The following is an 18,724-nucleotide window of genomic DNA, read 5'->3' on the forward strand; positions in this document are numbered from 1 at the left end:
TTAAAGTTGAAGGCCTCTCACAGTTTACTGTGAGGGGCCTTTTCTTTATATTTGAATTCGGTATGTCCTAGTCATTGTTGGATTTTTTTAATTCCTGTACCTGCTTGATCTGTAATGATGTATGCGTATGCCTGAATGGATGCAACGTAATTTTCTTGTTGTTATGCGGTAATTTCTTAAGAAGACGTTGTAATCGTATTGCAGGCAGTTTTTGCACCAATGTATATCCCTCTGGTGAAGTGAAGACAAAGTTTTCATCCATGTAATGATGCCTGTTTTGAATTTTCATTTTATTTTGCTGTAGTAGATGCCTTTTTAATAACTTCATGACCTGATCGTCCATCAAAATGGTAAATCGCCTAGGGGATGTAAAGGTAAACTTCATACATCCAATTTCAACGAAAGACATACATATAGTTCCGGGCGATGGGGGGACAACAACTACTAGAGTTTTTTCAAGTAAAAGGAACTGTTGAAAGTTGGATTAAAAATGTTTTTAACTTAGTGAAGGATCATCCAAAGGCGGTTTTCCCTTATTTCGTTGGATGTTTGATTTGTAGATCGATAAAATTGTTAACGCTTACATTTTTGCAGATTGAAGTTGCAAAAAGATGTACTAAACTATTTGAATATGTCCATTTATAATCAAATTATGAAAGGGGTTACTATCATGAAAGAACGGTCTCAACGAGTACTTACCAGATTTTTGAAAGTAAATACCTTTTTAACTTGTGAGGATTTAAGTAAAGAGTTCAATATTAGTGAGCGTACTTTTCGAAACGAATTGGTTCTGATTAATAAATATCTGTCTGAAAATAATTATCCATCCATTACGACGATAAGAGGAAAGGGGTTGAAGTTAGACCTGTCTGATGTGGACCGCGGAAAGCTCCAATTGAAAATTGGTGATGATAGGGAAACGGATTATTATAGGCCCAATGAACGTTTTCTTGCCTTACTTTTAGATATTGCCGATACCACAAAAAGGACAATGCTTTTTGAAATGGAAGAAAAACTGCAGGTATCGAAAAGTACATTGGATGAGGATATGAGAAGACTTCGCCAGTTTTTAAAGGAATATGGTATTTCTGTAGTGAGTTTAACGAAGCAAGGGATTGTATTAAAAGGAGATGAACGATCAATACGCACTATGTTGTACGACGTAATTAATAGTGTTACAGATATTTCCAATCTATTGGGGTACCGAGATAGAGATACTGTGAATACCTTTGCAGATCAATTTGTCCTTGATTATTTGGATACAAGTGCATTGAGGGTCATTGGAGAACATTATGACGAAGTCTTTGAAAAGTCTAGAGTAGAGATTAATCATGTATATCGAAATCAAAGCATTCTATTTTTAGGTATATGGGTAAGGCGGTTGCAAGAGGGAAATAACCTTAGGGAATTAGCCAAAGTTAGAGCCGAGATAAAAGAAGATCCTGTCAGAAATTTTGTGGATTTCATCTGTATGGAGTTTGGTTTATATCCATCATTAAATGAAATAAAATATACTACCTTTACAATCGAATCTTTTAATCCAAAAGATATGAATAATTCATTCGATTGGGTTACCGCACAATTATTAGCTATTCAATTAATTGAGCATGTAGAAAAAGTAACCAGAATCCCCTTTTCTCAGAGAGAAGAAGATTTGTATGAAGGTTTATATAAGCATATCACAGGGTTATTAAGCAGGGCGAAGAACGATTTACAGGTATTTAATCCGTTGAAAGAAACTATTAAGGAGTCCTTTGCCGAGATTTATCAGGCAGTCACATGCTTTAGTAAGCAAATAGAGGACTATATAAAAAAACCATTATCAGAAGATGAAATCGGGTTTTTGACCGTTTATTTTTCAACTTCTGCCAGCCAAATAAAACAGAAAGAACAATATGTTTATCAGGCTGTTGTGCTTTGTAATCATGGGATTTCAACTGGAAAGCTATTGGCTGCGAATTTGAAAGAGCAATTCAATATCGAGATTGTAGCAGTATTGAGTTCGTTTGAATTAGCCTTTATTGACAAGCTTGATGTTGATTTAGTTTTTACGACCATTTCAATTGATTATCCAAGAAAACCCGTATTATTGCTTAATCCAATATTAAGAGAAAGTGATAAGAAGGAAATTAAAGATTTTTTACTCAAAAATAAGAATAAGAGAAGGATCGTTTCCAATAAGTTAGATGCCACAATGCTAATGCAGGATATTCTTATGTTAATTGTAGAAAGCGGCGGTACGGTAACACAGGAAAGCTATCAGAAAGTAGAAGAGACTTTTAAAGAACATCATTTAAAAATTAATACAAGGGAGATACAGCCAATGTTGCAGGATATTTTGAGGGATTCCAACATTCTACTAAAGCAAGAATGTAAAGACTGGAAAGAAGCGATTACGAAATCTGCCCAGATATTGTTAACAGAAGAGGTCATTGAAGAGCGATATATAAACGCCATGATTAAATCTGTTGAAGAGTATGGGCCTTATATAGTAGTAGGGAAGCATTTAGCGTTAGCACACGCAAGGCCAGAAGATGGAGTAAATAAATTAGGTATTAGTGTCATGACGTTAAAGGAACCGGTGAATTTCGGAAATCCGGATAATGATCCGGTGAAAATTGTTTTTTGTCTAGCTGCAGTGGATTCTTATTCGCATCTAAATGTGATGAAAAATCTGATTGAGTTAATTAATGATGAAGAGAAATTAGACCAGTTAATTACAGCACAAGATGTAACCATGTTTAATCAGGTGTTATATGGAAGTGAAGTAATGGAATGAGGAAAGCTGTGGTTATTACAATTGGTGTAGATGCAAGTAGGAGAAGATGAATTATATAAAACAAAAAACGAAAGAGGAGAGAGTGACATGAAAAAAGTAAATATCTTATTTGTATGTGGAGCAGGTTTAGGAAGCAGTTTTGCTTGTCAAATGGCGGCAGAGGATGTATTAAGCAAGTTGGGTATTAATGCCAAGCTAGATCATAGTGATATCTCGTCTGCTGTTTCAGTAAAACCCGATATTATTATTACGGCACAGAATTTCAAATCCCAATTTGAGAAATTTTCAGTTGATCCAAAACAAACGACAATTGTTTATTTGAGAAATATTGTATCTAAACTAGAGATTGAAGAAAAAATCACCCCGGTATTAAGGGAAAAAGGCGTTTTAGCTTAAAAATAAATAGAGATAGCTAGAGATGGGGGGAGAAAATGGGTGTAGTCAACTTTATTATAGAGAATATTTTGACACAGGCATCAGTCACAATCGCGTTGATTGCTATGTTGGGGTTAATTTTGCAAAAGAAATCAACAGGGCAAGTTATTTCTGGTTCGTTAAAGACGATGTTAGGATTTATGGTATTGTCAGCCGGATCCAGCATTATAGTTGGTAGTTTAATGTATTTCGGTAAAATTTTTACAGAAGGTTTCCATATGCAAGGGATTATTCCTTCAATTGAAGCCATTAATGGCCAAGCAATGAATGAGTTAGGCTTGGGTCGTGATATCGCACTAACTTTCTTAGCTATCTTTGTTTTTAATATTTTAATTGCCCGGTTTACTAAATGGAAATACATCTTTTTAACTGGTCAGGCAATTCTTTGGATGGCTACTATGACAACAGTATTTGGTTACTTTGCAGGTTTACGTGGTGTTGCATTGATTTTAGTAGGCGGTTTCATTGGGGGCGTCTTTGCGGTAGCAATGCCTGCGATTGCACAACCATTTGTTCGGAAGATTACTGGTATGGATGATATTGCATTAGGACACTTTTGTACGGTTGGGTATGTGTTTGAAGCAGGTGTAGCAAAACTAGTTGGGGGAAAAGGCGAAAAGAAAAAATCTGTTGAAGATTTGAAATTACCAGCTCAATTTGAATTCTTACAAGATACCTATCTATCTTTGATGGTGGTAATGACTCCTCTTTATATTATTACAGCAGCGTTCGCAGGTGATGAGTTCGCTTCTAAAATATCAGAAAATACAAACTACTTAATGTTTGCTTTCTTACAATCTATCCAATTCGTAGTTGGAGTGTATGTATTACTAGCAGGGGTTCGCTTATTACTAGGTGAAATTGTTCCGGCATTTAGAGGGATTGCCATGCGGTTGGTTCCAAATGCAAAGCCTGCATTAGATTGTCCAGTCCTATTTCCATTTAGCCCTAATGCAGTCATTGTAGGGTTTATCACAACTACTATAGGTTCAATTATTGCAATGTTTGTATTACCAGTCTTTGGGTTGGCAATGATCTTACCAGGTATTCTGACAGCCTTCTTCGCGGGTGGGACTGCCGGTATCTTCGGTAACTTAACAGGTGGTATTCGCGGTGCAATTATTGGTGGTATTGTACATGGTTTCTTCATTACATTATTACCAGCACTGTTAGTAACGACTTTCAATTCTATGGGATTTGTCAATGCAACAGCTACAGATGTTGATACAGTAACAGCTGCTTTACTATATGCATGGCTCATTGGTCCACTTTTAAAAGCTTTCTAGGACGTTGAAAGAGAAAAGGAGGTTCAAGTAATGTTTGGATTTGGTAAGAAAAAACCTAAAGAACCGAAAAAAGAAACAACCGAAAAGGTAGTGTTAACAGTAGAACGAAAAGAAGAGTTAGTACGTATTATCTCCACTAAAAAAGAAGAAGTAAATCAAACAGTTGGAGAAGAACAAGCAAAAATTCATGAGGAGATTGGCCTGGCATTTAATGAACTTGGTGAAGAAAATAATGCTATTGATTCGTTAGAAAAAAGTATTCAGGCTAAAAAGTCATTAGGCGAAGGTTACAAAACTTTATTAAAACTTTATAACAAGAAGCGTGCAGAAGCAGCAAAAGTGAATGATGAAGAATTATTACAGATATATCTAAAGAAAATGGATCAAATGATGCAAGTTTCTAAAGAGGTTACGCGTGGTGTTCGATAAGGAAGAAAATAAAAGAAGTATAAAGGGAGAGTAATTGATTATGTATATAACACTAAAAGAAGTAACACTTAGGGCTGAAGAATTGAATTATACAGTTGGGTCATTTAATGCACATAATTTAGAGATGTTACCTGATATGATACGTGCAGCAAAAGAGCAAGGAGCACCAATTATTATTCAAACAAGTATAGATACTGCGAAATACATTGGTCATGAAAATTTTGTTGCTGTATGTAAAACTATGGCCACAAATGAAATGGTAGATGTGGTATTGCATTTAGACCATGCAAGGGATTTTGATGATATTAAAGAGGCAATCAATAAAGGATATACATCAGTGATGTTTGATGGTTCTCATTTACCATTCAAAGAGAACATTATGAAAACAAGAGCAGTAGTAGAATATGCACACAAATATGGTGTTTCGGTAGAGGGCGAACTAGGGACAATTGGTGGTACTGAAGAAGGGATTCATGTAGATGAGGATGATAAGGTTTATACTGACCCAAAAGATGCAGAAGAGTTTGTTAAAGCAACAGGGGTTGATGCTTTGGCCATTGCAATCGGTACTAATCATGGTCAATATAAATCTAAAACAGAAGTAAATCTACCGCTATTAAAAGAAATCAATGCTGTAGTAGATGTACCTTTAGTTATTCATGGAGGTACAGGTGTTAATGAAATGGATATTCATGAATTAATAAATAATGGGATTCGTAAATTTAATGTTGGTACTGAGTTGTTAGTAGCATGGACGAAAGCAGCGAAAGAAACATTCGGAGAAACAAAAGTAACTAAATCATTACGACATAATATTATTCCATGTAATAAGGCAGTAAAAGAAATTGTCAAACATAAAATTGGAATCTTCATGAATAAAGAAGACAGTACGCTTCAAGTAAAATAGTCAAAAAAAAGTTCATTTGGCATTTTTGTAAGAGTTGGAGAAGATGGATAATAAAGAGAGTACGGGGTATTCCTAGTACTCTTTCTTTATTCGTTAGATTATGAGGTGGTAAGATGGATAAAGCCTTAATCTTATTAGCAGGTTTACCAGGAACAGGGAAAACCTACTTGAGTAATATCATCAATAGTAAATTAGGGTCATTTTATAATCTTTCTCAGGATGACTTGAAAGAATATTATTGTGATATATATGGTTATCGTAATTTAGAAGAAAAGCAGAAGATAGAAAAGATAGCATGGGCGAAGTACTATGAAATAATGGAAAAGCAAATGCAAGTAGGCGACAATATTATGTCTGATTATCCTTTTAGTCAGAAACAAAAGCCTCATATTCAGCAATTAGTAGATAGATATGGTTATGAGATCGTTACTATTCGGTTAATTGCAGATTTAGATATTTTGTTTGAACGGCAAAAAAAGCGAGATTTGGATCCGACAAGGCATTTGAGTCATATCGTGACTTCCTATAAAAAAGGGGATCATTTAGCTAATAGAAGTAATGCAGATAATTTATTGATCTATGAGGAATTTATAAATAGATGTACAACAAGAGGATATGACACATTTGAATTAGGGAAATTATATGAAGTCGATGTATCAGATTATACAAAAGTGAATTATTCTAGGTTGTTGGAAGATATAGAACGGGGGATACATTAAAAGGTACATTTCTGAAACTAGCAAAGAATTGTGAAATCCAAAACTTAGAGGCTGTTCTTCAAAAAGCTGAATTCCCTCCACACATTTTTGTTCAATGTGTTAAAAAAATCATTGTAACTATTAAAGAGATAGTCATCAAAATGTTTTTTAAAACGGAATTCTTCAGGAAGAGCTGTATATGCCCTACAATTAATTTGAAGTACGCCTGGCCTTGAAAATTTTATGGGAAATGTGATGGGTACTGATGAAAATGGAATATATGAGTTTAACAAAAAATACCTAAAATGATCAAGTGATTAAATCTAGATTTGCTTTCGAAATGAATAAGAAGAAACAGCATAACTAGAGCCCATCTCAAACGAGAAGGGCTTTTTTTGTCCTCGGGTTTGTCCTCTTCTTAATAATATCGCATTTAAATTAATTTAGTTGAATTCTTGCGAAATATTGATATATAGTCCTTTTTTGTATCCTATTACTTTCTATTTTATTTAAAGATGAATGGGCGGCATGATGTAATCATCGCCTAGAACCCTTGGTATATAGGGGTTTGTAAGGTGGAGATTAGTGAAATGCTAACTTTTTGCTAACTTTCAGTTTTTGAAACAACTTAATTTCACCAATTAGAGGAGACCTTTCGTAAGTTCACTGAACTTATGAGAGGTCTTTTTTAAAATATTTTTTGTCATATGAGCGTAAATGTTCATCGTCGTGTTTATATCTGAATGCCTTAATCATTCTTGAATCTTTTTTACACCTGCCTCAGCTTCAATGTGTATGAGATAGAGAGTCTATGAAAAGCAGTATTTAACCTCGAGTTAAAGGAAACTACATCTCTTTTGATGTAAACGTTGAATCAGAGGGAAGGCTATCTGAAAATTGGGCGGGAAATTCTTATAAAAATGAATTTCTAAAATAAACAGAAAAAACTTCTGAAAAAGAAGTGAAACGCTTGGTGAGGAATGCAGTGGAAAAAAAGCGAAAGAATACTAAGGCGACGTTGCTGGCTTCGGAAATCGATTGAATTAAACCCCCTATATTATGGAAGAAGGTCAAAAAGGATTGGGCCCAAACATTTAGTGAAATGCCGATCAACTACCATGTAAAATTAACTATTAAAGATTATGGAACATCAGGATTAAAGAAGTGAGACTTTAAGTTCAATACGATTAGATCCTCTTATCCTCTATAGACGTGAAAATTGAAAAGATTAAAAGAAGATGTTTAGACTAAAAATGTCTAAACATCTTCTTCACATAGAACCTAATGATCTATTCAAAATGGTAGTAGTAATATATTTAAAGTCTGTTTCGATACTATAGATAAAATGGTTCTAAGGCATACCGGGTACTCCTCAATGAACTCATTGTGCTTTTCCAAGTTCATTGTCTTCACCGCTTTTGTGCTTTTTTCTCTTCTTTATTATTACGTGGTAATAAATATAACAGGCCACCATAAATGGTATACCACAGTATAGCCCTAGTCTTTGATTAGGAATGAAAATAAGGCTAATTAACACAATTCCGTATGACACGAATCCCAAGATCGGAACAAGTGGATAAAGAGGTGTTCTGAATTTTAAATCTTTTACATTGCCACCTTCTGCTATAAACCGTTTTCGAAAAAAGAACTGTGATGCACAAATAGACATCCATACGACAATTGTAATCACACCTGAAATAGAAATAAGCCAGACATAGACTGTTTCTGCAGCCACGACACTAGTAAGAAGTGAGAGTGCCGATATGGATATTGTGATAATCAGTGCATTCAACGGAATACCTTTTGAAGATAATTTACCGACCGCAGATGGGGCCATTTCAGTTTTAGAAAGTGACCAGAGCATTCTTGATGCTGCATACAGTCCTGAATTGGCTACAGATAGAACAGCGGTAAGGATAACAAAATTCATAATATCTGAAGCATATGGAATTCCAATCATGTCAAATACGGAAACAAACGGACTTTCAACTAATCCGGCAGTTTTCCACGGTATTAGTGCAACAAGTACAAACATCGCCAAAACAAAGAAAAACATGGTACGCCAAATGATATTTCGAATGGAACGCGGTAGCGTCTTGTCTGGATTTTCACTTTCTCCAGCAGCTATACCAATGAGTTCAGTTCCCTGGAAAGAATAGTTCACCGTAACCATTGTTAAAAATATGGCGAGAATACCATTTGGGAAGAGGCCACCGTCACCTGTGAAATTCGAAAAAAACGGGGCAGATTCATTACCTTTTAAGTCAAGGAAACCAAGCATAGCTGCCCCCCCAAGGATAATAAAGAGAACAATAGCTGTCACCTTAATGCTAGAAAACCAAAATTCTGTTTCTGCAAAGCTACGAGTGGACAATGCGTTTATTGAGAATATGATAATTCCGAATACCATACACCAAATCCAAACAGGAACTTCCGGAAACCAACGCTGCATAAGAATACCTGCAGATGTAAATTCTAATCCAATCGTATTCGCCCAACTTAACCAGTAAAGCCAGCCAATCGTAAATCCAGTTGAAGGACTAATATATTTCGTAGCATATGCTTGAAAAGAGCCCGAATTTGGCATAGCTACTGTTAATTCACCGAGACAAAGCATAACAAGATACATAAGAAACCCACCAAGTACATAAGCAAGAACGGCTCCTCCGGGTCCCGCCTGACTAATTGTAAATCCTGAACCGAGAAATAATCCAGTTCCAATGACACCACCAAGTGCAATCATGAACAAATGTCTGCTTTTCATCGTGCGCCTTAATTCATCGTTTTCCTTAGGTATCATTCCCATTCTTTATCACTCTTTCTTATATCATTAATGAAACAAAAAATATGAATATTATGATAATTATTTCGTGCATATTTCTAGGATAATAGGTAAACTACACAATCTATTTAGCATCACCTATTAAAATAATTCGATAGCTGTTTAAAAAACACACAGGCTTAATAACATCAAATTTATAGGGAAGATTGGAAAGAATAAAAGCTTCTTTCTCCCTCCAATCTCTGAAGCTATTACATTACCGGGTCTACTTGCTTAAAATCGCTTCATTTTTTTTTAATAACTTAAGCGTTACATTTCTTAAAAGTCCGGGTAAAACGCCAAAAGTATAAGGCTTATAAACCCGTTCTGTCCATTTATGAGCGTCTTTTCCATATACACCGATATTGATAGATGGGATATTAAGATTACGAATGTCCTTTATAGGCAAAGGATAAATGGACTCCCATTCCGGGAAATTATTTAATAACGCCAGGATGTCCTCGTCGGTTTCGTGCAAGGATAAAAAGCTGCCATCTGCTAGATAAGGGAAGAACTTTTTCAGTGCAAACTTTTCGTCGGTTTCTTTTGCTACTTCATCTAATACTTCTTTTAGTGCATTTTCCAGATTAGCGTCCCTCTCATTATCTTGATTTAAATAGTTGTGTGGAAGATAAGGTGGCGCGAAAAAGATGATAACCCGCGGCTTTTTATTAGGATCAAGTTCTTGTAAGGCTTCGACAATTTTGAAGCAAAGCATTCTTGGCTCTAAATTTTCATTCTCATTAAACGCTTTCTTCATTCTTTCCGCTGTATTAATACCCATCTTTTCCAACTCATCCACATAATCGGCCAAACTCGTTACTTCAATATTCCAGGATAGTGTTTTCGGTGGCAACCCTGTGCGCATGAGAAAATCGTTGTAATGCTTGAATAGAACATGTTCTGTTTCCCTGCAGGCCTCAAGTGCAACAGCAGTTAACTTATCCATGACTTCTTTCGTTGTCGCTTTATAAACAAAGTAGTTAAAATAGAGGTAGCTACTAGTAGCGGTTTGTACATTGTAAAATTCTTTTGTATCGCGTTGATACAAACAAGAAGGGGGGAGAACCAATTCACCGTCAATATTTTCGGCTAGATCCAGGTTATTATGGACACGGCGCGTTATCTCAGCCGCAATAAAGTTTGGATCAATACCGGATAACGTTTCACCTACGTGGGCCTCGCGACCATAAATATAGAAACTCGGTAGAAGCTTACCTGCTGCTCCCGTATAAATATAGCGGTGAGGGTCATTATCATATAAAGGAGTAATAAAGTCATCATTAATGGCTACCGTATAAGACAACCCTTGCTCCTCTTTCAATCGATTCAACTCAGCAATGGCAGATATCACTCCCTTATGCTGGCTTTCTTCATCTGGGTTTACCATTAACAGAATATTACCTGTTAATTCTTCGGGATGTTCGGAAAAGTGGAGAACATTTGCAATGTGTATTGCGATCCCGCTTTGCATATCAACGGCCCCTCTTCCAAACAGCCACTCTCCTGATTGAGCATCTTTTTGTACATCTTTGTCAAATGCATACATTTTGAAAAAATCCTCTAACGCATCGGGATTCATCGCATCTTTTTTCATGCTGCTATAATCTTCAATACCAACAGTATCCAAATGCGAATGGTAAATAATTGTATCTTTAGTCTCTGTTTTCCCTTTGACTAAAGCAAAAATATTTTTCCGGCCTAGTATATCGTTTGGAACCGGCTGTTCCCATACTTGAGATGGGTTTTGTTGAAAATACGGAAAGCCTAGAAGAGTTTCTTTTACAAAGTTAGCCACTTCCACCTCGCCACTTGTTCCGTTAATGCTGTTAATACCTACAAGAGCACGTGTAAGCGTTTCTACTTTTTCAGGCGTTGTCATGTTGTATATTTTGTTGTACATGATTGTTATCTCCTTAAAAAAATGTATTTATTTATTAGTTGCTAGCGACTTACGCCTTATTGAATGGACAAATTGCTCCATTCGGTTTAATCCTTCTTCAAGTGTTTCAATAGATGCCGCATAAGAAATCCTAACGTACCCTTCTCCAAACTCTGAAAACGCGTCGCCAGGAACAACTGCAACACTTGTCTCTTGGAGTAGCTTCAACGCAAAATCAAACGATTTCATCTTTGTACTTTTTATAGAAGGGAAAACGTAAAAGGCACCATCTGGTTTGACAACATCTAATCCCATGTCGGTAAGCCGTTTGCAGATGTACTCTCTTCGTTTTCGATACGCTTCAACCATCTGGCTCGGATCATCCTTCCCTTGGGTTAATGCTTCGATTGCGGCATATTGGCTAATTGTGCTGGCACATACTGAATTATAAAGATGGACTTTTAACATTTGGCTAGATAAATAGGAAGGCGAAAAAGTAAAACCAATTCTCCAACCTGTCATAGAATGGGATTTTGCAAGTCCGTTAACGACGATAGTTTTCTCTCTCATACCTGGAACAGAGGCAATTGAAAAATGTTTTTTATCATAAGACAGTTCACTGTAGATTTCATCTGATACAACAAAGATGTTTTTATTTCTAAGTACATTAGCAATTTCAACGATATCTTCTTCACTTAACATACTTCCGGTAGGATTTGAAGGTGAACAAAGAACAATGCAGCGTGTTCGTTTCGTTAGTTTATTCTTAATCATTTCAGCATTCATTTTGAAAGAATTTTTTGACGTATCAACGTAAACCGGAACTGCTCCGCATAATGTAATTAACGGTTCGTATCCAGGATAAATTGGAGAGGGAAGAATGACTTCATCCCCTGCTTGTAAAATGGTTCGGAACGCACTGTCAATGGCTTCAGTTGCACCGTTTGTAACAATGATTTCATCCTCAGGATTGTAGGTAAGATTGTACTTTTGGAATACATAATCTGCAGCAGCCTTCCGGAGGCCCAATAGACCCGCATTATGTGTATAGGCTGTATGATCTTGTCTAATCGCTGTTATTGCAGCTTCTTTTATATGTTCAGGTGTTGTGAAATCTGGCTGACCTAGGGTAAGATTGATCGCATCGGTATAATGGATCACCATATTGGAAAATGTCCGTATGCCGGGAATCTTGATGGTTGAGACGCTTTTATTTATCGAATTTTCCATTTGTCCTATCACCTTTTTTGAAATTTTTGACCTTACATAATGTTTCTAGTTTTCAGACGAAATTAATGGACGATCAGGTTTGATGATAAACCACAAGAAAATAGCAAGTCCTATAGGGATGATGTTGATTAAAAGGGTTGTATTCCAACCCATTTCCTGCGCAAACCATCCGCAGATAATTGGAGACGTTATTCCTCCAATGCTTCCCCAAAGGTTCATCCAACCACTGACAGATCCTGCGTATTCTTGACCTAAATCGTTTGCGATTGCCCAAGAAGTAACGATTGGCAGCCCAAGAGCGCCAAGTGCTAGTGTCAACCAGACAACGTTCATCCAAGGGCTTGTGGAGTAGGCAGCGAAATACAAACCGATAATGAAAAAAATGAATCCGATCAAGGCTAGACTACCTCGAGCCTTCATTCGTGAGTTTGTTCTTTGTAAGATGATATCTGATAGGGCGCCTCCAGCTAGAACAGTGAAACAAATAGCCAGCCAAGGGAAACTTGCCGCTATCCCCATTTCTTTTAAGGAGAAATTTCGTGCTTCCATTAAATAAGTAGGTAACCATGTTAAAAAGAAGGTGTTCATATAGATAACGACAAAGTATTGAATTCCAACAGCCCAAAATTGGATGTTTCTTAGATATAGCTTCCATGGGGCGGCCTTTTTTACAGTTCCGGTGATGCTTCGATTTTCACAAATAAGCACTTTTTCTTTTTCAGAAATCCAAGGATGAAGTTCTGGTTTATCACGCCCCACAATAAACCAAACTAAGCCAATCCCAATACCGAGAATAGCGAAACTGTAGAAAACGCCTTGCCATCCAAAAAGCAGCAAGATAGCCACTGAAACTCCTGGTGCTATAACAGGTCCGAAGAAAGAACCAGCTAATAATGCACTTGCTGCTCGTCCCTTTTCATGTTTTTGGAACCAGTATGAATTGAAGACAGCGTTGGCTGGATACATTGGACCCTCTCCAACACCAAATAAAAACCTTACAATGCATAATACAACGTAAGACGTAGAGGCCGCTGTAAGTGCTGTAAATGCAGACCACCAGGTAATCGCAATTATAATGATTTTCCTTGACCCGAACCTTTCTGCAAGCATCCCCCCTGGAATTTGAGCAATACAATATCCTGCGTAAAAGAGGGAAGACAAAAGTCCAAATTCAACTTTGTTCATATTTAGAGCATCCATCATCGGTTTTGCGACCACAGATAGATTGGCTCGGTCCATGTACGCTATCAAACCTATAATAAAAAAGATCAAACCCATTCCCCAACGTAATCCAATTTTTCTTTCCTTCCCCTGAGATTCGGCGATTAATTCTACCTGCTTTTCGATCTTCACTTGTTTCATCTTTTTATCCACTTCCTTTATAAGAATTGATAACTGAAAAAGTATAAAACAGGATTATGCTGGGAGCCTAGGTGAGAAATAAGTATTTTTAGCAAATCGATTAATTCTGATTATTAACTAACATCTTTTCCCAAAGAGGATCGAACCGACGAAGGTATTTTTCAACACCTAACGCTTGCAACTCTTGACGTCGTTTTTCATCTGCTTCTTCTTCCTTCTTGCCGATTTCAACAAAACTTAATGTTTCTTCTTGTGGAACAACTAACAGGCCATCATTACTTCCAACAATAATATCCCCAGGGTTAATGATGCATCCTGAAATAGATACAGGTACATTTACGTCGCCACCAATACTATAGACTTTGGTAGTTAAAGGTGAAATTGCGTAAGAAAACACGGTGAATTGCAAATTATTAATTATTTTGGTGTCGGTGACAGGCCCGTTAATGATCGCAGCAATGGCTCCTTTTTCCATCGCAACTCTTGTTGTAATTTCCCCCCAACATGCAAAACGCTCTTCTTCGTTCATATCAATCACAACGACATCACCAGGCTGTACTAAATCCAGTGCCTTATAAACTAATAGACCGTCGTTTGGAGGGATTCGGACTGTCACTGCAGGACCAGCAAATGTGTTTTCAATCGGGAATAAAGGCTTGATTTTCTTAGTACTGATTAATTGGAAATTTAAATGATGCCCATAATCACTTGGTGAAATAGTTCCCAATTGCTTTACTTCTTCAAGTTTTGGTCTTGGAGTTTTAGAATTTACCGTTATCATTACATTCATCCTTTCTTTGTAAACGCTATCAATCACTTACTAATACCTCTTGTGACTTGTTGTATTTATGTTGTATATTATATGTATACAACAGGTAAACTTATTAGTCAATCTATTCTGAAATTTAAATACGCGATTTATATGATAGAATATAGTAAGTTAAAGAAATTCCTTGTTGTTTATTTTTTATATACCATTAGTAGTATTAATACTTTTTAAAAGGATAGATAAAATGAGCATACACCAACCCAAACGACAATTTTTAAAAGATCGAGCTTATGAGATGATTAAGAAACTACTTATGAACGGAGAGTTATCGCCAGGAGAATTTGTTAAAGAGGGGGATCTTAGTGAACAGTTAGAAATGAGCAGGACTCCTATTCGGTCAGCCCTTCAGCGTTTAGAACATGATGGATTGGTTCGTATTCATCCAAAGCAAGGTATCTATATATGTGATATTTCTGTAAAACAAGTCAGTGAAGTGTATGAAATACGAATTGCACTTGAAACATTTGCGTTACGAAAACTTTCACATAGTATTGAAAAACACCAACTCGAAGAACTATATGACATCTTAAATAAGCAATACGAGTATATAAAAAATGAAGATTCCTATTCAGCACTTGAATACGATATGAGGTTCCATCTTAGAATAATGGAGTTTAATAAAAATGAACAAATGTTAGAGATGTTTAAAAGCATTAGAGAAAAACTGAAATTTTACGGAAAAGAAGTATTAAAGAAAAAAATAGATCGCCTAAAGCAAACATATGATGAACACGTATTAATTGTAGAGGCCCTGGAAAAAGGCAACATGGAAGAAGTAGTTCGAAATATTGAAGAACACATACAATATGGCAGAAAAACGCTTCTGGATCCATGAACAGTACGGCAAAAGGTGTTAAATGATACTAGTTTCTAAAAAAACATAAAAATGGACTGACTTTGATCTGCACCTCCAATTGTTAGACAACTCTAACAATCGGAGGTGCAGTTTTTTGACTAAAATACGATAGACGAAAAATCACATGCAATTTTTGAGTACCTTTGAAAGGAAAGCTGGTTAAAGTGTATAGGTTCAGGGTTTTTGGTTTCCCCAAATACTTTTTCAATCTTGAATAGAAACAATCAATATAGTTTAAAAATACCAACAGAGGAAGTTTTAAAACTAAAAAAACTAGATAGGACAGTTTTGTAGGTATAAGTATGGTTCTTCCTTCCAAATCTATTTTTCCAGAATATCTTGTATTTCATCATCGTTTTCTATAATGTTTTCGATTTCTGAACGAAAAGAAGTGTAATCTTCATAGGGATTACTTGTTAAATCCAAATTAGAATTATTGGTAAGTTAAAATCATGAGGTTGAAGAAGAATCTCAAATAGCATAGCCTGCAAAAAAGAACGCAAACTAAAAATACTGGTTGCCGATAAGGAAAAAGGATAAAAATTACACAGTATCTTTAAATTTATTTTTGTTGGCATCCAATTCGTATAACTAAATCAAACTACAGGGTGGTGAAAAATGTCTAAAAATAAAAATAAGCAATTTAAGAATAATGATGCTTTACCTAAAACAGATGTAGAATTTGCGAATAAAGGACTTGAAAAAATAGCATTAAAAGCCCAGGAACGCAAAAAAAGTAAGCATATGTGACTTGCAAACTGTCCCTCAAAAAAATGATGTTTTTTGGGGGATACAAAAATTACCGTCCCAAAATTAACGATTTGTTTCCCTATATGTTCTTGTATACCTCTGTGAATTCAATCAAAAAGTTAGAACTTATTATTAAAGAATATAATCGTTATCATGTAGAAGAAACTCGTCAAAAAAAAGCCTTTGCTCCATGGGAGTAAAGGTAAGAATTTATCATTTTATTTTTCGTAGATACGCTTGTCCGTTAAAAACATCGCGAAAATTTCACTAATCTATAAGACTGACACAATATCCTCTCGCTCCAACCTGATTGTAAGAGTCACTAGGACTACCATGCCCTCACGAATTGGTTCTTATCTAATTTATCCCATTCTACTACTTATCGATATAGCTTAGCATGAACTATATTGTTCCCAGGGATAATTTGCGGTTAAAAATGCAGCCAATTCCTTACTTTTTTGTTTCCTTTCCTTACGAATTCTTGCTCGGTCAGGTGCGGTTTCATGTAATTTTCGCTCTTCTTCTGTTTCTGGAATGACTTGTGGAACAGGTGTTGGCCGGTTATGTTGATCAAGTGCTACAAAAGTTAATAGTGCAGTTGCTGCGATTTTACGATTACCGCTTTTTAAGTCTTCTGCAATAATTTTCACAAAGACTTCCATTGACGAGGTACCTGTCCATGTTACATAAGATTCAAAGGAGACTGAATCTGTTGTTCGAACTGGATGTAAAAAATCAACTGAATCTGTAGAGGCAGTTACACATTCCCTACGGCTATGACGCGCTGCAGAAGTTGAGGATACCTGATCCAAGTGATTCATCAAACGACCACCGAACAAAGTATTATGATTATTTACATCATTTGGAAAAATACGACTTGTTCTTATAACTCTTGATTCTTTACAGTATTTAGTTTCCATTTACATATCTCCCTTTAATTTATAAACCTCTTTATATCTATTCCTAAAATAGTGAAACTGTCTCGCTCATATCGATTTGATTTTGAACAAGGTTCTAGTACGTCTATCTTTCTTTTTATAATCCTGACTAGTTCAAAGAAGGAATGTAAAAAGTTATAATTAGCAAAAAATTCTGAATCTTTATGATTTAACTAAATCAAAATCATTAAAATAAATTACTTCTGTTAGGATTTTACAACCTTGCATCCTCCTGAAAGTATCTTTAGCTTCTTTTTCAGAGTCAAACTCATATATTTTAAAGTTGTTCTTTGAATGAACAGTGATTACCCACATAAAAGGCCTCCAATAAAAAGTTTTTTAAATCTGTTTTTCCATTAGATGATTTTATAACCACTGAAAACGAGAAGATTCAGCGGTCTTTCTTCTTCCAAACAATAAGCTGCTATCCGCATGATGACTTAGTCTATAATGGTTCATTATTTTAGGGTTAAGGACATATTTTGTGTACCTCCTAAGTTTTTAAATCTATCTCAATCTACAATGCAAGTATCGCGCCAACTTGTAACTCGCAGAATTAAAAGAGTATTAGTGGCTTTAGACTGCCAAATTTTTTTGCATGAATAATTTTAGTGTGGAGATAGCAAAATATTTTTGCACCCATCTGCCAATTTCACAAAAAAGATTAAGCTGTGTATATTCCACCCAATTTACTTTAATAAGGTTACTTAAATAAATTATAAAATGGAAAAATCTATTTTCTGGAATAGCCCTTTTTCCCTACCTTCCGTAAGAACGCTCGTTCGTATATAATGAATAAAAAGAAGAGATCTTTCTAATGGGTACAATTCGTGATAGAGGAATCATTAAAGGGCAAGCAGCATTGATGTTACCAGAACATAAAGCTTTAAATAAAAAAAAGGATGAGGACGATTATTTCTTAAATAAAAAACCTGTCCTAGATGAATACCAGGTTGAAGAATATGAAAACAACATTCATTATGCGATGGAATATCATTTACCGATAAGTTTTAGATTGCTAACGAGGGAAATCCAATTGAACTGCATGGATACTGTGTGTATATTGATCCTGTCACGAAAGAGTTAAGTATTCAGAAGAAAGATAGTTCCTTTAAGAGAATTAAATTTAATGAAATTATTAAAGTAATCGTTGAGGATTAAAAATAAGCCCTTCTTAAAATTTAGGAGGGCTTTGCAGTGTTTTTATTTATACTATTAAAACTGAGGATGAAGAATAAACTCGTACGTAATAAAAGGGTGTATGAGGGCCAACCTACGATAGTACTGAAAGCAGTAAATCATCGCGAGTAGCAACCTATCACGCTCGGACATCACAACAAGACTACAAGCAGGCCCAAAAATGATAGCGTTTTTTATAGGTGTATGGGGAATTAAGGAAGTTAGCTAGATCCCCGCGAGTAGCAACCTATGCTAGTACACAGGTACTGTGCAATCTCTAATTGATATAGAAAATCCACTATATAAAACGTTACAAGCTTAGCACCTTAAACAGGTGCTTTTT

General features: G+C 35.7%; 17 protein-coding genes and 1 pseudogene. 10 read left to right on the top strand and 8 right to left on the bottom strand.

What is annotated here, in order from left to right; all coding sequences use genetic code 11:
* Positions 1–67: 67 nt before the first annotated feature.
* Positions 68–346: a hypothetical protein gene (locus tag MKY17_RS01655; protein ID WP_339201248.1), complete on the bottom strand. Its 279-nt coding sequence runs from the start codon at positions 344–346 to the stop codon at positions 68–70.
* 324 nt (positions 347–670) lie between these two features.
* Here MKY17_RS01655 and MKY17_RS01660 point away from each other — a divergent pair, with 324 nt between their 5' ends.
* The 7 genes and pseudogenes from MKY17_RS01660 to MKY17_RS01690 form a co-directional block, all read left to right on the top strand.
* Complete coding sequence (locus MKY17_RS01660) at positions 671–2,779, top strand: PTS sugar transporter subunit IIA (RefSeq protein ID WP_141993393.1); 2,109 nt, start codon at positions 671–673, stop codon at positions 2,777–2,779.
* Between the two features lie 87 nt (positions 2,780–2,866).
* On the top strand, positions 2,867–3,175 hold the full coding sequence (locus MKY17_RS01665) for a PTS sugar transporter subunit IIB (RefSeq protein ID WP_098373543.1): 309 nt from the start codon (positions 2,867–2,869) through the stop codon (positions 3,173–3,175).
* 35 nt (positions 3,176–3,210) lie between these two features.
* On the top strand, positions 3,211–4,500 hold the full coding sequence (locus MKY17_RS01670) for a PTS sugar transporter subunit IIC (protein WP_098373472.1): 1,290 nt from the start codon (positions 3,211–3,213) through the stop codon (positions 4,498–4,500).
* 30 nt (positions 4,501–4,530) lie between these two features.
* Entirely contained in the window at positions 4,531–4,929 is a 399-nt protein-coding gene (locus MKY17_RS01675) for a tetratricopeptide repeat protein (protein ID WP_141993395.1), read from the top strand.
* Between the two features lie 40 nt (positions 4,930–4,969).
* A complete protein-coding gene (locus MKY17_RS01680) occupies positions 4,970–5,836 on the top strand; it encodes a class II fructose-bisphosphate aldolase (protein WP_098373474.1) in 867 nt (288 codons plus the stop codon).
* Positions 5,837–5,949: 113 nt separating this feature from the next.
* A complete protein-coding gene (locus tag MKY17_RS01685) occupies positions 5,950–6,555 on the top strand; it encodes an AAA family ATPase (RefSeq protein WP_098373475.1) in 606 nt (201 codons plus the stop codon).
* 772 nt (positions 6,556–7,327) lie between these two features.
* A pseudogene (locus MKY17_RS01690) lies at positions 7,328–7,702 on the top strand (Ger(x)C family spore germination C-terminal domain-containing protein); the annotation flags it as partial.
* 213 nt (positions 7,703–7,915) lie between these two features.
* Here the strand turns inward: MKY17_RS01690 and MKY17_RS01695 are convergent.
* The 5 genes from MKY17_RS01695 to MKY17_RS01715 form a co-directional block, all read right to left on the bottom strand.
* Positions 7,916–9,340 (bottom strand): amino acid permease, encoded by a 1,425-nt coding sequence (locus MKY17_RS01695; protein WP_339201251.1) that lies wholly within the window; start codon positions 9,338–9,340, stop codon positions 7,916–7,918.
* A gap of 241 nt (positions 9,341–9,581) precedes the next feature.
* Positions 9,582–11,258, bottom strand: coding sequence for a M20/M25/M40 family metallo-hydrolase (locus MKY17_RS01700; protein ID WP_339201252.1), 1,677 nt, complete (start codon positions 11,256–11,258; stop codon positions 9,582–9,584).
* A 27-nt stretch (positions 11,259–11,285) separates the two neighbouring features.
* Entirely contained in the window at positions 11,286–12,467 is a 1,182-nt protein-coding gene (locus tag MKY17_RS01705; RefSeq protein WP_098373478.1) for an aminotransferase A, read from the bottom strand.
* Positions 12,468–12,512: 45 nt separating this feature from the next.
* Positions 12,513–13,829 carry an MFS transporter gene (locus MKY17_RS01710; RefSeq protein ID WP_098373479.1) on the bottom strand — a complete coding sequence of 439 codons (1,317 nt, stop codon included), beginning with the start codon at positions 13,827–13,829 and terminating at the stop codon, positions 12,513–12,515.
* Positions 13,830–13,929: 100 nt separating this feature from the next.
* Positions 13,930–14,646, bottom strand: coding sequence for an RraA family protein (locus MKY17_RS01715; protein WP_339201254.1), 717 nt, complete (start codon positions 14,644–14,646; stop codon positions 13,930–13,932).
* Between the two features lie 196 nt (positions 14,647–14,842).
* Between MKY17_RS01715 and MKY17_RS01720 the strand changes: the two genes are divergently transcribed.
* Both MKY17_RS01720 and MKY17_RS01725 read left to right on the top strand, forming a co-directional pair.
* Complete coding sequence (locus tag MKY17_RS01720) at positions 14,843–15,493, top strand: GntR family transcriptional regulator (protein ID WP_098373481.1); 651 nt, start codon at positions 14,843–14,845, stop codon at positions 15,491–15,493.
* Positions 15,494–16,132: 639 nt separating this feature from the next.
* Positions 16,133–16,264, top strand: a complete 132-nt coding sequence (locus MKY17_RS01725; protein ID WP_262871547.1) for a hypothetical protein — start codon at positions 16,133–16,135, stop codon at positions 16,262–16,264.
* Positions 16,265–16,656: 392 nt separating this feature from the next.
* On the opposite strand, the gene MKY17_RS01730 is transcribed toward MKY17_RS01725, so the two are convergent.
* The gene (locus MKY17_RS01730; RefSeq protein ID WP_098373482.1) at positions 16,657–17,184 is read right to left on the bottom strand and encodes an acyl-CoA thioesterase; all 528 of its coding nucleotides are present in this window, start codon (positions 17,182–17,184) and stop codon (positions 16,657–16,659) included.
* 180 nt (positions 17,185–17,364) lie between these two features.
* Complete coding sequence (locus MKY17_RS01735; RefSeq protein WP_176432013.1) at positions 17,365–17,517, bottom strand: hypothetical protein; 153 nt, start codon at positions 17,515–17,517, stop codon at positions 17,365–17,367.
* Between the two features lie 502 nt (positions 17,518–18,019).
* Between MKY17_RS01735 and MKY17_RS01740 the strand changes: the two genes are divergently transcribed.
* Positions 18,020–18,289, top strand: a complete 270-nt coding sequence (locus MKY17_RS01740) for a YolD-like family protein (RefSeq protein WP_339201261.1) — start codon at positions 18,020–18,022, stop codon at positions 18,287–18,289.
* Positions 18,290–18,724 lie beyond the last annotated feature (435 nt).

Origin of the sequence: Peribacillus sp. FSL P2-0133 (assembly GCF_037975445.1) — a bacterium.
In the GTDB taxonomy this organism is placed as follows: domain Bacteria; phylum Bacillota; class Bacilli; order Bacillales; family DSM-1321; genus Peribacillus; species Peribacillus simplex_E.

Coding starts and splice junctions, on each gene's coding strand:
- MKY17_RS01730 (WP_098373482.1), bottom strand. CDS start 17,184: ATGGAAACTAAATACTGTAAAGAATCAAGAGTTATAAGAACAAGTCGT.
- MKY17_RS01710 (WP_098373479.1), bottom strand. CDS start 13,829: ATGAAACAAGTGAAGATCGAAAAGCAGGTAGAATTAATCGCCGAATCT.
- MKY17_RS01675 (WP_141993395.1), top strand. CDS start 4,531: ATGTTTGGATTTGGTAAGAAAAAACCTAAAGAACCGAAAAAAGAAACA.
- MKY17_RS01685 (WP_098373475.1), top strand. CDS start 5,950: ATGGATAAAGCCTTAATCTTATTAGCAGGTTTACCAGGAACAGGGAAA.
- MKY17_RS01695 (WP_339201251.1), bottom strand. CDS start 9,340: ATGGGAATGATACCTAAGGAAAACGATGAATTAAGGCGCACGATGAAA.
- MKY17_RS01660 (WP_141993393.1), top strand. CDS start 671: ATGAAAGAACGGTCTCAACGAGTACTTACCAGATTTTTGAAAGTAAAT.
- MKY17_RS01670 (WP_098373472.1), top strand. CDS start 3,211: ATGGGTGTAGTCAACTTTATTATAGAGAATATTTTGACACAGGCATCA.
- MKY17_RS01735 (WP_176432013.1), bottom strand. CDS start 17,517: ATGTGGGTAATCACTGTTCATTCAAAGAACAACTTTAAAATATATGAG.
- MKY17_RS01725 (WP_262871547.1), top strand. CDS start 16,133: ATGTCTAAAAATAAAAATAAGCAATTTAAGAATAATGATGCTTTACCT.
- MKY17_RS01700 (WP_339201252.1), bottom strand. CDS start 11,258: ATGTACAACAAAATATACAACATGACAACGCCTGAAAAAGTAGAAACG.
- MKY17_RS01705 (WP_098373478.1), bottom strand. CDS start 12,467: ATGGAAAATTCGATAAATAAAAGCGTCTCAACCATCAAGATTCCCGGC.
- MKY17_RS01740 (WP_339201261.1), top strand. CDS start 18,020: ATGGGTACAATTCGTGATAGAGGAATCATTAAAGGGCAAGCAGCATTG.
- MKY17_RS01680 (WP_098373474.1), top strand. CDS start 4,970: ATGTATATAACACTAAAAGAAGTAACACTTAGGGCTGAAGAATTGAAT.
- MKY17_RS01665 (WP_098373543.1), top strand. CDS start 2,867: ATGAAAAAAGTAAATATCTTATTTGTATGTGGAGCAGGTTTAGGAAGC.
- MKY17_RS01720 (WP_098373481.1), top strand. CDS start 14,843: ATGAGCATACACCAACCCAAACGACAATTTTTAAAAGATCGAGCTTAT.